The 13,541-nt window shown below is 43.5% G+C and carries 13 protein-coding genes; 6 read left to right on the top strand and 7 right to left on the bottom strand.

All coding sequences use genetic code 11. The features are described from left to right. The first annotated feature begins 2 nt into the window (after window positions 1-2). Both NLP_RS23970 and NLP_RS23965 read left to right on the top strand, forming a co-directional pair. Window positions 3-1,406: an EH signature domain-containing protein gene (locus NLP_RS23970; protein WP_104908508.1), complete on the top strand. Its 1,404-nt coding sequence runs from the start codon at window positions 3-5 to the stop codon at window positions 1,404-1,406. A 197-nt stretch (window positions 1,407-1,603) separates the two neighbouring features. Then, complete coding sequence (locus tag NLP_RS23965; RefSeq protein ID WP_104908507.1) at window positions 1,604-2,326, top strand: TerC family protein; 723 nt, start codon at window positions 1,604-1,606, stop codon at window positions 2,324-2,326. Window positions 2,327-2,485: 159 nt separating this feature from the next. Here NLP_RS23965 and ndk read toward each other — a convergent pair whose 3' ends face one another. Beyond that, window positions 2,486-2,935, bottom strand: coding sequence for a nucleoside-diphosphate kinase (ndk, locus tag NLP_RS23960; protein ID WP_104910011.1), 450 nt, complete (start codon window positions 2,933-2,935; stop codon window positions 2,486-2,488). Window positions 2,936-3,205: 270 nt separating this feature from the next. Between ndk and speA the strand changes: the two genes are divergently transcribed. Further along, on the top strand, window positions 3,206-5,221 hold the full coding sequence (gene speA / locus NLP_RS23955) for a biosynthetic arginine decarboxylase (protein ID WP_104908506.1): 2,016 nt from the start codon (window positions 3,206-3,208) through the stop codon (window positions 5,219-5,221). A 102-nt stretch (window positions 5,222-5,323) separates the two neighbouring features. Here speA and NLP_RS23950 read toward each other — a convergent pair whose 3' ends face one another. The 3 genes from NLP_RS23950 to NLP_RS23940 form a co-directional block, all read right to left on the bottom strand. Continuing rightward, complete coding sequence (locus tag NLP_RS23950) at window positions 5,324-6,493, bottom strand: sugar phosphate nucleotidyltransferase (protein WP_104908505.1); 1,170 nt, start codon at window positions 6,491-6,493, stop codon at window positions 5,324-5,326. Between the two features lie 298 nt (window positions 6,494-6,791). Next, complete coding sequence (locus NLP_RS23945) at window positions 6,792-7,622, bottom strand: segregation/condensation protein A (RefSeq protein WP_104908504.1); 831 nt, start codon at window positions 7,620-7,622, stop codon at window positions 6,792-6,794. 318 nt (window positions 7,623-7,940) lie between these two features. Beyond that, window positions 7,941-9,026, bottom strand: coding sequence for an AI-2E family transporter (locus NLP_RS23940; RefSeq protein ID WP_104908503.1), 1,086 nt, complete (start codon window positions 9,024-9,026; stop codon window positions 7,941-7,943). Window positions 9,027-9,164: 138 nt separating this feature from the next. On the opposite strand from NLP_RS23940, the gene pdxH reads away from it, so the two are divergent. Further along, entirely contained in the window at window positions 9,165-9,809 is a 645-nt protein-coding gene (gene pdxH, locus NLP_RS23935; protein ID WP_104908502.1) for a pyridoxamine 5'-phosphate oxidase, read from the top strand. A 137-nt stretch (window positions 9,810-9,946) separates the two neighbouring features. On the opposite strand, the gene NLP_RS23925 is transcribed toward pdxH, so the two are convergent. Continuing rightward, the gene (locus NLP_RS23925; RefSeq protein WP_104908500.1) at window positions 9,947-10,564 is read right to left on the bottom strand and encodes an FMN-dependent NADH-azoreductase; all 618 of its coding nucleotides are present in this window, start codon (window positions 10,562-10,564) and stop codon (window positions 9,947-9,949) included. 149 nt (window positions 10,565-10,713) lie between these two features. Between NLP_RS23925 and NLP_RS23920 the strand changes: the two genes are divergently transcribed. Further along, on the top strand, window positions 10,714-11,088 hold the full coding sequence (locus NLP_RS23920) for a winged helix-turn-helix transcriptional regulator (protein ID WP_199784882.1): 375 nt from the start codon (window positions 10,714-10,716) through the stop codon (window positions 11,086-11,088). A gap of 26 nt (window positions 11,089-11,114) precedes the next feature. On the opposite strand, the gene NLP_RS23915 is transcribed toward NLP_RS23920, so the two are convergent. Both NLP_RS23915 and NLP_RS23910 read right to left on the bottom strand, forming a co-directional pair. Then, on the bottom strand, window positions 11,115-12,017 hold the full coding sequence (locus NLP_RS23915) for a DUF3153 domain-containing protein (RefSeq protein WP_104908499.1): 903 nt from the start codon (window positions 12,015-12,017) through the stop codon (window positions 11,115-11,117). Window positions 12,018-12,201: 184 nt separating this feature from the next. Further along, window positions 12,202-12,744, bottom strand: a complete 543-nt coding sequence (locus NLP_RS23910; RefSeq protein WP_104908498.1) for a tetratricopeptide repeat protein — start codon at window positions 12,742-12,744, stop codon at window positions 12,202-12,204. A gap of 170 nt (window positions 12,745-12,914) precedes the next feature. Between NLP_RS23910 and NLP_RS23905 the strand changes: the two genes are divergently transcribed. Continuing rightward, entirely contained in the window at window positions 12,915-13,442 is a 528-nt protein-coding gene (locus NLP_RS23905; RefSeq protein ID WP_104908497.1) for a hypothetical protein, read from the top strand. The last annotated feature ends 99 nt before the right edge of the window (window positions 13,443-13,541 follow it).

Raw genomic sequence — 13,541 nt, 5'->3', positions numbered from 1 at the left:
CATTGAATTATCAGTTTTCCATTCCTTCCCTACCTGAAACTCCCCAGTGTAGTCCTAATCAACTTATTCAGCTTGCAAGTAACTTACCAGATGTAACAATATCAATACCAAGTGTTGATAAAGTATTGGAAGCTATTGAACAGGGTAAAGCCGATCAACTAAATAAGTTGGACTGGATTTACTGCATCCATGCTAAAGCACAATGGGATCAGCAAAATATTGACCGCTCCAGGAAAACATCAGCAGCCATTTGGAAGGTAGCAATTTCTAACTCATGGTTGCAACATCAGCTATTGTGGCGTTTAGCTCTTTATTATGGTGATTGGCAAGAACAGGTATTAGCACAGTCTATAGCTGAATCTTTTGATATCTTTGCTAATTCAGTTAGTCACCTGCTACCATTTCAAATTATTCGGGCATTTCGCAGTATACAAGCAGGTATAGAATTAGCAAAAATTGCTTGTGAACAGCGTGTTAATCAAACTGAATTATTAAACATAATCAAAGAAGATTTACCTATTTGGATTCCCTTATTTAGCAGATTCATAGAAGATATAATCCATTATTTTACTACAATTCGCTCCCCAAATCACCAGCAGATAAAATGGCTGTTAAGTTGTTTGGATGAAATGTCAGAGAGTCAGCAAATAAAAGCTGTTAATCATTTGCTAACTAATGTTTCCAATGATATAGCAAGCAATCATTCTTTACTAGTTGATTGGTTGCGAAATAACTATAGAAATGGGGAAAATTGGTATAAACTTTCAGATTCAGCAAGGCGAAAACTTCGAGAGTGGATTGGAGGTATTAATTATGGTGATTTCCAAAGGTTAGTAAATCTCATATTGAACAAGCTCGATTTGCAAGACTTCGAGTCAAATCGGCTATGTAGACGTAGAGATTTTTGGGCTGATTATAGTAACCGCTTTGAAAGGCTTCGCATCTTGTTACCTAAGACATCACAAATTGCCATAGGGTATCAAATCCAAGGTGATGTTGATTTACTAGAAGATGATGGTAGCGATCCGACAGAGGTCTGTATATTCGATTTTGGTGAGTGGTTTGTAGTCGAATTCTTTCGTGGAGGCGGTAGTGAGACGCGCCTGTTTCCAAAAAATTCCAGGAATGAGCAAATTCTCTTTGGTGAATCCACTCTTTCAGTCAAGCGGATTCGTTGTCTGGGTGGTGATAAGCACGATCATGAATTTCTTTGGCAGGTATTTTCCCGCATCTGGCTTGCAAATAATGGAATTTTTCCTAATCCAGATACCCACTATTCCAGAAACCCGACAGCAGATCAATTGCAACAGCGAGAAAACAGGCTTGAGCGGTGGAAAAGAGAAATTGAACGTTTAGAACGGGAAGCAAAAGCCTACTGTAACAGCAGTCAATTGCGATCGCACTAAACTAGATGTTAAAACTTTTGGTGTATTGAATAACACCCATAAACACCTTTCTGGCACTGCGATCGCACACATTCAACCCCCTTCAAAATGCACCACAACCACGTTAAGCTGAATTAGAGTGGCAATTTATTGCGCTTTTTAATATGTAAATCTCTGTTCTTGTCAAATTTTAATTTTTTCTGCTTGAGAAACCCGGAATGCTAGACCAAATTTTTGATTACCTCGACTTTCATTTCAGCCTTGAAGCCCTTATAGTTCTGTCGATCCTGGTGCTTTTAGAGGCGCTGTTATCTGCCGACAATGCCATCGCTCTCGCTGCGATCGCAAAAGGGTTGGAAGACAAGGAACTTGAGCGTAAAGCCCTCAACTTTGGTTTAGTCGTTGCTTATGTGCTGCGAATCTCCCTGATTCTCACTGCCACTTGGGTACAACAATTCTGGCAATTTGAATTATTGGGCGCTGCTTATCTGCTTTGGTTGGTATTCCAACACTTTACCTCAGAAGAATCCAAAGACGATCGCCATCACGGCCCGCGTTTTAATTCCTTGTTGCAAGCAATACCTGTAATTGCATTTACAGATTTGGCATTTTCTTTGGATAGCGTGACAACTGCGATCGCAGTTTCTCAAGAAAAATGGCTAGTGTTAACGGGTGCAACAATTGGTATTATTACGCTGCGATTCATGGCGGGATTGTTTATCCGTTGGCTAGACGAATATGAAAACCTAGAAGATGCAGGCTATGTAACTGTGGCCTTGGTGGGCTTACGCTTGTTGTTAAAAGTGGTCAACGATAGTTTAGTTCCACCAGAATGGATCATGATTGCTGCCATCTTCCTGATTTTAGGCTGGGGATTTTCTAAGCGTGTTGATACTGAATTAGCCCAAGTAGAACCGGAAAAGAGCGAAGTCTCTAAGTAATGAAGAGGGGACAAGGGAGGCAGGGGAGCAGCACTTCGGCTCCTTTCGACTTCGCTCAAGGCAAGTCGCTCAGTGACCGAGGAGAAGTTACAGTAAGTTTTTCCCCTCTGCCCCTTTGCACCTCTGCTTCTTGTGCCACACTCCCTACTCCCTACTGTCTTACTCGTGCAACCAAGGCGTTAAGTGTGGTTGCCAACTAACCAATTCTTCATCCTTAAACCATAAAGCTACTTCCTGTTGCGCGGTTTCTGGCGCATCAGAACCGTGAATTAAGTTGCGACCAATATTCAGTCCAAAATCGCCGCGAATCGTTCCTGGCTCTGCTGTTAAAGGGTTTGTCGCACCAATAATCTTTCTGGCAGATGCAATAACGCCATCACCTTCCCATACCATCGCTACCACTGGGCTAGAAGTGATAAATTCCACTAGACCACCAAAAAAGGGACGTTCTCGGTGAACACCATAGTGTTGTTCAGCCAATTCCCGACTGACTTTCAGTAACTTTAAACCAACTAGGGTAAAACCTTTAGTTTCAAAGCGACGGATAATTTCCCCCACTAATCCCCGCTGTACTCCATCAGGCTTAATTGCTAAGAATGTGCGTTCCAAAGCTTTCTCCAAAAACTTAATGAATTTTTTATCTGGTCAATTGTCCTTTATTATTTGTCATTTGTTCTTCGTCCTCTGTCTTGAGTCTAAGGGTTTTGCACTAATGACCAATGACTCTTGACTTTTGACTTTTGACTTTTGACTTTTGACTTCCCCGAAGGGGCTGACCAATCAGAGTTTATCTCAGAAATTATCTTTGGGTGCATATACGTTCCTAGATGAATGCGCTAAATTGTTAACTCGTGGGTGAAAAACAGAGGTTAGGAAGAAATGGGTGTTGAGTCAACTGCTACATCTGACGAGGTGGTACCAGTACCGTCCAATGGACAAAAAGAAGTGAAAAATCATAAGCACAAAAAGCTGTTACCACCTAGTCCTACCACAGGAGATTTACCTCGCTCCTGGAAAATTGAGGATAGCGAAGCCTTGTACCGCATTGAAGGATGGGGACAACCTTATTTTTCCATTAGCGCTGCTGGACACGTGACCGTAGCACCCAAGGGCGATCGCGGGGGATCTCTTGACTTGTTTGAATTGGTCAACGCCATGAAGCAGCGCAACTTGGGACTTCCCATGTTGATTCGCTTTTCCGATATTTTGGAAGACCGGATTGAGCGGTTGAACGCTTGTTTTGCCAAAGCGATCGCTCGCTATAATTACCCTGGTGTCTACCGTGGCGTGTTTCCCGTCAAATGCAATCAAGAGCGGCATTTGATTGAGGATTTAGTGAAATTTGGCAAGCCCCATCAATTTGGTTTAGAAGCCGGTTCCAAGCCAGAATTAATGATTGCTCTAGCTGTGTTGGATACACCAGGAGCATTGTTAGTTTGCAACGGCTACAAAGACCGAGAATACATCGAAACGGCAATGTTAGCCCAAAGACTAGGGCAAACACCAATTATCGTCTTAGAACAAATTGAAGAAGTCGATTTGGTGATAGATGCCAATCGCCAGTTAGGTATTAAACCAATATTAGGAGTTCGTGCTAAACTCAGTACCCAAGGCATGGGACGTTGGGGAGCCTCTAGCGGCGATCGCGCTAAATTTGGTTTGACAATGCCTGAGGTAATTGAGGCTGTTGACAAATTACGGGAAGCTAACCTGCTCGATTCTTTGCAGTTGATGCACTTCCACATCGGCTCACAAATCTCTGCCATTAATGTGATTAAAGATGCTATCCAAGAAGCCAGCCGCATTTATGTGGAATTGGCAATGCTGGGAGCAGATATGAAATACCTTGATGTTGGTGGCGGCTTGGGCGTAGATTATGATGGCTCTCAAACTAACTTCTATGCATCGAAAAATTACAACATGCAGAACTATGCCAACGACATCGTGGCAGAGTTAAAAGATACCTGCGCAGAGCGGGAGATTACCGTACCAACACTGATTAGTGAAAGTGGACGAGCGATCGCTTCTCATCAGTCGGTGCTGATTTTCAACGTTCTCAGTACTAGTGATGTCCCCCTGAATCCACCAGAACCTCCACAAGAGGGAGAATCCCCAATTATTAATTATCTTTGGGAAAGCTTTCAATCCATCAACCAAGAAAATTACCAAGAGTTATACCACGACGCTGCACAATTCAAAGAAGAAGCCATCAGTCGGTTTAACTTAGGAATTTTACGCCTCAGAGAACGAGCTAAAGCTGAACGGCTCTACTGGGCTTGTTGTCAAAAAATTCTGAACATTACTAGACAGCAAGAATACGTACCAGATGAACTGGAAGACTTAGAAAAAATTATGGCTTCCATCTACTACGTCAATATGTCAGTGTTCCAATCAGCACCAGATTGCTGGGCGATTGACCAGCTATTCCCGATCATGCCAATCCATCGTTTGGCTGAAGAACCAACGCGGCGAGGAATTTTAGCAGACCTCACTTGCGACAGTGATGGTAAAATCGACCGCTTTATAGACCTGCGAGATGTCAAATCGGTTTTAGAGTTGCACACTTACAAGCCGGGAGAACCCTATTATTTAGGGATGTTTTTGAATGGAGCTTACCAAGAAATCATGGGCAATTTGCACAACCTGTTTGGTGACACCAATGCCGTTCACATCCAATTAACGCCCAAAGGCTACCAAATTGAACACGTTGTCAAAGGTGACACTATGAGCGAAGTAGTAAGCTACGTTCAGTATGACTCCGAAGATATGGTGGAAAACATTCGCCAGCGCTGCGAGAAAGCATTAGAAGAAAATCGCATCACCCTAGCAGAATCTCAGCGGCTACTGCAAACCTACGAGCAAAGTCTTGGAAGATACACGTACTTAAATAGTTAGGATTGGGGATTGGGGATTGGGGATTGGGGATTGGGGATTGGGGATTCCCCTTATCTCCCTTATCTCTCTATTCCCCACTTCTCATGCCCCATGCCCCATTCCCTAAATTGTATTTGTCCCCAACAATTCCTCTATCGCTTGTCGCTCAACAGGTGTATGTGATGGCACTGTCTGACGGGCATCGGTAATCAGCCAGTCTAAAGCAGCCGCTTGAACATCGATCGCAGCGCCAGTTTTATCTACACAATAACGTCCAAATACCAGCTTATCGACTAACCGGACTCCAGGTCCCAGGCGCGACCATTCAAAAATCACGCTGTTTTCCACAGTTGCACCACTACATATCCAACAATTGGGGCCAATCATCGCTGGCCCGACAATTTTAGCTCCGTCTTCGATTCTCGTCATCCCGCCAATGTAAACGGGGCCTGTGATATCCACTTTGTCCCAATTTACGGCAACATTTAAGCCAGTGTAGATGCCAGGGGCGACTTCATGACCAGGAATTTGCACATTTTTGATTTCACCCAGCAGCACACCGCGAATCGCCCGCCAATAGTCTGGGACTTTACCAATATCTACCCATTCAAAGTCCATAGGAATGGCGTAAAATGGGGCTTTGATTTCTACCAATTTGGGAAACAACTGGCTACCAATGTCATATTCCACATCAGAGGGAATATAGTTAAAAACCTCTGGCTCAAAGATGTAAATACCTGTGTTGATGTTGGTGCTGAGGGCTTCTTCAGTTGAAGGTTTTTCTTGGAAAGCTTTGACACGACCTTCTTCGTCAGTCACAACCACACCATAGCTAGAAACTTCTTCCTTGGGGACAGATTTAGTGATAATGGTAGCGATCGCTCCTTTGGATTTATGCCATTTAACAGCCGCAGTTAAATCCAGGTCAATTAAAGCATCACCACATAAAACCACAAAGGTATCATCAAAAAACGGGGAGAAGTCTTGGATGCGCCGCATCCCTCCAGCTGAACCTATCGCTTCGCCCACCAGTTTACCGTCGTCATCGATTTTTCCTTCAAAGGAATAGGCAATCTGCACCCCAAACCGCTGACCATCACGAAAATAGTTTTCTATTTCCTCAGCCAAATGACTAACATTGACTAGAATTTGGTCAAATCCATGATGGCGTAACAGTTCTAGCAAAAACTCCATCACTGGCTTTTGCAGGATGGGCATCATCGGCTTGGGCATAGTGTACGTAATCGGACGCACGCGAGTACCCTTGCCAGCCGCGAGAATCATCGCTTTCATAAAAATTTATTCCTCAACCACAAGCCAGTTTACTTTCATTGAGTGATACTTAATCATCAGTTTTTATTTCTACTCTAAGTCATCCCCCAGAATAGGGATAACAGGAATTTAGTGGTTATAACAACCATTGATATACTTAGATGACAAGCGATCGCTTATCTTTTCAATTTACTCGGATTTTGGGGCTGAATCAAAAATCTATAACAAGGTAGGAGGCAGGTGGTCACTGAGCGTAGTCGAAGTGACCACCTACCTCATGCCTTTCTTAGAGAAATTGTCTGCACTACTTTTGACTTTCTTAGTTCATCGGATGCTCAAAAGGTTTGCCGATATTAGCTGAATCTCTAATTAAGCGAATTTTAATTTCATGGTAAAAATCCTCTTGAAATAGCTCTACTTTCGATTGAGCCGAGAGTAATAGTAGTGCCCAGAAAACGCTAACTAGGTTACTGTGTTTAGACTCATGTCCAGACCCATTTTGGTTGAGAAGCTTTGTCTTAGTCCATAATTCTACAAGTTGTTCTAAATTCAACCAATTTTGTTCTAAACTTAGCTCTCTTGTTGACAATTTCAACACCTGCTCCAGTTCCCCAGCGACTTCTGTCAGATTTTCCTGGTGGGCTAACTCCAGCGCCTCTCGCATACTTTGGACGCTAGGTTGACGCCTGGGACGGATAGGTTTGCTGACTTTTTCTACCAGTTTGAGTTGGTTAGCCATAATCTGCAATTGCTCAATTAACTCTTGCAGAGTTACCCGGCGCTTTGGTGGCGGCATCGCCGCTGGACGACGACGTAATTGCCGTTCTAAGGGTAGACGATGACCCTGAGGTGATATACCGTCTTCACCTGACAATAGGGCATCATCCTCTACACCATCTTGTGCATCTCCTACTGTTGACAATTGCATCAAGGTATTAGCTTTGAACAATACCAGCATTGATGCTGATAAAAATGCCTGTCCAGATTGAGACAAGTCCGCTTCATAGCCTCTTGTTATTGCCCCCGGTGCCATCAGTTCTAAATAGCGGTCAATCACCTCAATCACTTGGACATCCCAAGGATCAATTTCCCCCTGCTCGGCTTGGTAAATCAAAAATGTGATTGTTTCTAATAGCTCGGAAGCTTCCATCAACAGGTTATAAGTTAATTAATAAGAATCAAAAGACTGTAAATTAAACAGCAAACTAATTGACTATTAGCAAAGCGTATACTCTATACACTCGCTTGCGCTTCTTTTTTTCAGAAATTGCCTGCTGGCAGTATCCTCTGAAATTTGTAATCAATCACCATTGTGAATTGTGAGATTAGATTGTGCAACTTTTGAGTTGGGCATTGAGAATTGGGCATGGGGCACAAGAGGCAGAGGGGAAAAACTTACTGCAACTTTTCCTCGGTCACTGAGCGTAGTCGAAGTGCTGCTCCCCTGCTCCCCTGCTCCCCTGCCACCTCAATCAGGAGGTGAGTCATGGGCAATAGTAACAGTTGAGACAAAATTACTCGGCTTGCCACTCTTAATAGCATCGAAAGTGCCCTTAATAGTACCAGCAATTGGAACAGCAACAAGTGTCCCTAACAAGCCAGCAATCTCAAATCCCATTAGAATAGACACAAAAATCCAAATGGGATTCAGTCCGATAAAATTGCCGAGTAACCTGGGAGCTAACAAATTATCTTTAAGCTGCTGCATGAGAATTGCCGCAATCGCAACTTGAACTGCCAACCACCAATTTTGCAGCAGCACTAAAATCGTTACTAGACCAATACCCAGAGACGCCCCAATAAAGGGAATGAGTTCTGAGATACCGATTAATATGGCAAACAACAGGGCAAAGGGCACCTTCATCACTAAGAAAATTGGTGTCAGGGTTAGCACCATGAACAATCCTAGTAATAACTGGCTGAGAAAGAAGTTCTGGAAGTTTAAGCGCAAGGATGTGGTCAGGGGATCTCCAATGTTAGAAGGCAAAAGATTGATCAGACCATACCAGACGCGATCGCCATATAAAAGCATATAAAATGCAAGCACAATCACTAACACTAAGTCAAGTAATCCTGTCAGCAGAGTTCCAGCAAACCCCACTGCACCAGAAGCTAGCTGTTGCACCACATTCTGAATGTTGGCATTGATTTGACTGCTCACAACCCTCAGATCGATTGGCAAACGTCGTTGCTTTGCCAGCATCTCAAACTGCTCTAGGTTTGCTTGACTACCGGCTAACCAATCAGGAATCTTATTTAACAGTTGGATTGTTTGGTCAATAATCAACGGCACTAGGGTGACGCCCAGAATCCCAAGCAGCGTTAATGTTGCCAGTAAAACTATGATCACCGCCTGAGTGCGCGTGATCCGGGCACGTTCAAAGAACTTAACCGGGTAATTTAGCAGAAAAGCCAGAATCGCCGCAATGCTCAAAACAGTAATGGGATGCTGGAAATAGCGAAAAAGCAAGGATAGTAGCCAGATATTGAGAGCGATAACTGGACCGCTCAGACCATAAATTAAGAGACGTTGGAGGGAGGCCGAACGGCGCATTTTATGCAACCTATTTTAGATATTCTTTGAGAGAGTTTGTAAAATTCTTGATGGCGCTGATCGTCATCCGATCATCATCATAGATATTTTTGAGAAAGATATATATAAGCGTATCTGATAGCAAGGAAACAAATCACAATGGACAAAACCGTAGCTGACCTTCGCAAAGACTACACTTTGGAAGGTTTGAGCGAACTCGAAATAGAACTCAATCCTTTTATCCAATTTAAAAAATGGTTCGATCAGGCACTCGCAGCACAACTCCCTGAACCCAATGCCATGACCATTGCCACAGCCACACCAGACGGTAAGCCTTCAGCCAGAATGGTGCTGCTTAAGAATTTTGATGAACGGGGCTTTACCTTCTTTACCAACTACAACAGTCACAAAGGACAAGAATTAGCAGAAAACCCCCAGGCGGCTTTAGTCTTTTGGTGGGCAGAACTGGAACGTCAAGTCCGAATTTCGGGGTATGTGGAGAAAGTTTCCGAAATTGAGTCCGACCAATATTTTCACAGTCGTCCTGCCAACAGTCGCCTGGGTGCATGGGTATCTAATCAAAGCGAGGTGATAGAAAGCCGAGAAGTCTTAGAGCGACGCTTGCAGGAGTTCCAAAGCAAATATAAAAATCAGGAGATTTTTCGACCACCTCATTGGGGAGGCTTACGAGTTATCCCTACAGAAATTGAGTTTTGGCAAGGACGCCCTAGCCGTCTGCACGATCGCTTACTCTATAGCCGTTTAGATAATGCCACTTGGAAAATTGAGCGGTTGTCACCCTGAAGAAGAGGCAGGGGAGCAGGGGAGACAAGAGGACAAGGGGGACAAGGGGGAATTCTTGAACAAGTCTCTCCCTTGTCTACCTTGTCTCTTCTCCATGCCCAATGCCCAATGCCCAATTCCCAATGCCCCGCATCACATTACCACTGGGCGATCGCATCTTGAATTGCTGCCCTTGCTTCTAATAGAGATTGGGTACGGGCATCACCTTCATTCAAGCTATTAGCGTTAATAAATTGAATGTCTGTAATCCCAATAAAGCCGAAAATTGCCCGCAGGTAGGGTTCTTGGAAGTCGTAGGCAATGAAAGGAGATGTCGCGCTAAAGTCACCACCGCGAGCTGTGATGATAAGCGCCTTTTTACCCTCGACTAACCCTCTAAAACCTTGAGCATCTATAGCAAAAGTCCGGTTAGCGCGAACGATTTGGTCGATGTAAGCCTTGAAAGTCGAAGGTATATTGAAGTTGTACATTGGCACTCCAAAGACGTAGTGATCGGCTGCCAAAAACTCATCAATCAGTTCGTCAGAAATCCTAAGTGCCTCAGTTAATTCTGGGGTATGGGTTTCTGGTGGTGAAAATGCCGCCGCAATCCAAGCTTCATCAACGTGAGGAACTGGGTAATGCCCTAAATCTCGATAAGCGATCGCATCTTCAGGATGCGCTGCCCTCCAACCACTGACGAATTCCTTAGATAGTTCTCGTGAGTGCGATCGTTCACCACGGGGGCTGGAATCAATATGTAGAATATTTACCATCAAATATCTCCTGATTAACTAGGATTTACTGCTTTTACTTTTTTTGAATCTTTATTTCAAAGCATTACATTAGATACTAAAAGTAACTAGTTACTAAAGTAAAGTAGTTACCATAAAGTAACTACTAGATAATTTTGGCTAACTTATCGATGCCTGCTTCTACAAGTCGTGATGCTTGCCCAATAAGTATTTTGATGTCTTTATTATCAGGACCCTGGACAATGTATATACTGTGGGTGTTGTGTAATAGTGGGCCGGCTCGCTTTGGTGCATTGAAGCGCCAAGTCGAGGGCATCTCAACCAAAGTGCTGACAGAAAGACTGAGGATGCTTGAGGCCGCAGAGATTATTTATCGCCAGTATGAACCAACTGTTCCACCCCAAGTAACTTACGGTCTGACAGAACGCGGTCAGGAACTCATTGATGTGCTTCATCAACTTAATGGACTTGCTGAACGTTGGTATGGCAGTGAACATGAGTCTGAAGGTGAAGTAAAAAAGCCGATGCATTCTCCATCGGCTTAACTGACAATATTCAACAGATAAATAGTCTACTGTTCCTGGATCGCTGTTGCTTTGGGAGGAAACTGAATTCTGGGATCTGGCATGAAATTGTATCTCAAGTACAATCCTCCCCAGACAAACAGGATAATTAACAACCCACCAATACCAAGGGGACTAGGAAGCCAAAAAACAGCTTCTATGTGATTTAGTTCACCAGGCTGGAGTTTCCACACTAATTGATTGCCATTTTTTTCTGGCTCAATTGCAGTTTCAGTTAGTTGAATATTTTTGGCTCCCCAAGGAGTCTTCAAGCTAAATTCTAAATCGAGAATTGAACCAGCATTAGCTAGGACGTTACCTTTGCTGGCGATTAGAGAGAGCGATCGCAAATCCAAATCATAAATCAACCGATTTCGGACTAAAAGTAAAAAATTATTCTCCTCGAAGAGGACGTTTGATTCAATTTTCGGCAGTTCTGAGTTAGATTGGCTCTCTACAGACTCAGAGGGTTGATTCGCACGGGAGTTAAAGAATTCGTTGAATTTCTCTTGCAATTCTCTACCATTGCTAAAAGGAATTGTGACGATAATTTCTTCTTGGGAAACTCGCTGTACTTTACCCTCAAGTTGACGGGCGCGGCGTTCTATGCTGTTTAACCATTCGTACACAGAATCGCCACTAAAACTGGTTAGACGTTCTCCCAACTTAATATGCTGTACTAGTTTGCCACTATTTGAGTTGTCAAAATTAAGCCCCACATCATACTTTACACAGCCAGTCAGTAGGAGAGATGTTAACAGCACTAGCCACAGAATAGGATTTCGCATGGGAAAGACCCGGTTCATTCGATTTCGACCATTCAGTGGTGAGAGCAATTTCATATTTGCCAACACAAAACTAAATGGTCTGACTAACCACAAGAAAATCTTTCCGAAAATTGAAGAATTCATAACTATAAATCTCCCCAAAAGTCAAACTTTTTAACCAATCTTGATTTCTTAGTATTGTTTGAGATTCCTGGAATACCATTTCGATCGCTCTGGGACTGGGTAAGAAAATATGAGTAAGATTTAGTCTGGGTCTGAATCTTCATTCAAATCTTCCCAATCCCTAGTCCCCAATCCAAAATTTTTATCAGCCAGGAGTTCCTGAAAAATTCAACCAAACCAAGTACGAGATGGTTAAACCAATGGCAATTAGTGCCACCCAGATAAAGCGATTATCTCTGGTATTGACCTGACTGAGGTCAACGAATTCTGGCTCGGCAGGTTTAGGTTTTTGCTGAACAGAAGATTTAGTAGACTTAGCAGGTACAGAAATTTTGAGTTCATTATCGGCTAATGCTGCCAAATCGGGGATTTCGGTCATCCATTCGCTAGGTCTTTTCAGCTTTGGTGCTTTTAAGATATAAAGCATCTGCCGTGCTTGTTTGCTGATTTCAAAATGGGCATGGCGTTTGAGTCTTTCGCAAAGAGCGATCGCATCATCCGTGCGTCCAGCCGCTTCATAAGCTGTCACTAGATGAATTTCTACTTCGCCCCCAAGGCGAGAATTACGCGCTAACAGGGCGCTGGCCTTTTCCAAATTTTCTATGGCTTCGCGGTATTGCCCATTTTCAAAGGCAAATTTCCCAGTCTGGTAGCGGGTTTTAGCAATTTCTAAACTTTCTGTACTCACGTCTTATACAAAAATTAGCACTGTTTTAATTTTGCCAATGCCAGCAATCTTTTTGGAATCTTTTCAAAAGCTGGCAATCTGAAAGTGGATAAACTTCTAAAATTTTAACTAAGTAGCTGTGACTATTTTCTGATTAAAAATTCCGGTATCTTATGCAGGTGAGCAAAATTATGTTGAAAATCAAGCATTCGCAACTGAATTGGCTCTTAGCAGGTATGACTTTAGCAGTGATGGGTATAAGCATTGCTCCAGCTTCCGCCCAGCGCGCGTTCGTGATTGATGGTGGTTATGGAGTCAGGCGTAGCTGCGAAGCAGGTTGTCGTCAGACATCGCCTTCTGCGGGTTCATTTATTTATGGTAGTCCGATTCCCACGCCTATGCCTGTAGACCCAACAACCGGACTAATGCCACAACGCACTAATTTCCCCGATTCTTACTATCCCCAGGTAAGGCAGCCCGATTCTTACTACCCCCAGGTAAGGCAGCCCGATTCTTACTACCCCCAGGTAAGGCAGCCCGATTCTTACTATCCCCAGGTAAGGCAGAACGTGAGAAATTCCACGCTGATTAATCCAACTTTGATTAATCCGACAATTCGAGACTCAACCGTAGTTAATCCGGTGATTATAAATAATTCATGGCGTCATACACCATTTAGCAGTGGGCGATCGCGGGTTATTATTACCTATCCCCGGTAGGGAAGTGGAGGAGTCGGGGAGGCAGGGGGAGGAAGGGAGGTGAGGTGAGTATCAAAGACTCATCCACGAGTATCAAAGACTCGTCCACGAGTATCAAAG

Source organism: Nostoc sp. 'Lobaria pulmonaria (5183) cyanobiont' (genome assembly GCF_002949795.1).
Taxonomy (GTDB): domain Bacteria; phylum Cyanobacteriota; class Cyanobacteriia; order Cyanobacteriales; family Nostocaceae; genus Nostoc.
The sequence above is the reverse complement of the archived record's forward strand: the minus strand, read 5'-3'. Positions and strand labels throughout refer to the sequence as shown.

Excerpts from the sequence above, each read along its gene's own strand:
- NLP_RS23950 (WP_104908505.1), bottom strand. The coding sequence starts at position 6,493 with ATGAAAGCGATGATTCTCGCGGCTGGCAAGGGTACTCGCGTGCGTCCG.
- NLP_RS23920 (WP_199784882.1), top strand. The coding sequence starts at position 10,714 with ATGCCTGCTTCTACAAGTCGTGATGCTTGCCCAATAAGTATTTTGATG.
- speA (WP_104908506.1), top strand. The coding sequence starts at position 3,206 with ATGGGTGTTGAGTCAACTGCTACATCTGACGAGGTGGTACCAGTACCG.
- NLP_RS23945 (WP_104908504.1), bottom strand. The coding sequence starts at position 7,622 with ATGGAAGCTTCCGAGCTATTAGAAACAATCACATTTTTGATTTACCAA.
- NLP_RS23965 (WP_104908507.1), top strand. The coding sequence starts at position 1,604 with ATGCTAGACCAAATTTTTGATTACCTCGACTTTCATTTCAGCCTTGAA.
- NLP_RS23925 (WP_104908500.1), bottom strand. The coding sequence starts at position 10,564 with ATGGTAAATATTCTACATATTGATTCCAGCCCCCGTGGTGAACGATCG.
- pdxH (WP_104908502.1), top strand. The coding sequence starts at position 9,165 with ATGGACAAAACCGTAGCTGACCTTCGCAAAGACTACACTTTGGAAGGT.
- NLP_RS23915 (WP_104908499.1), bottom strand. The coding sequence starts at position 12,017 with ATGAATTCTTCAATTTTCGGAAAGATTTTCTTGTGGTTAGTCAGACCA.
- NLP_RS23905 (WP_104908497.1), top strand. The coding sequence starts at position 12,915 with ATGTTGAAAATCAAGCATTCGCAACTGAATTGGCTCTTAGCAGGTATG.
- NLP_RS23940 (WP_104908503.1), bottom strand. The coding sequence starts at position 9,026 with ATGCGCCGTTCGGCCTCCCTCCAACGTCTCTTAATTTATGGTCTGAGC.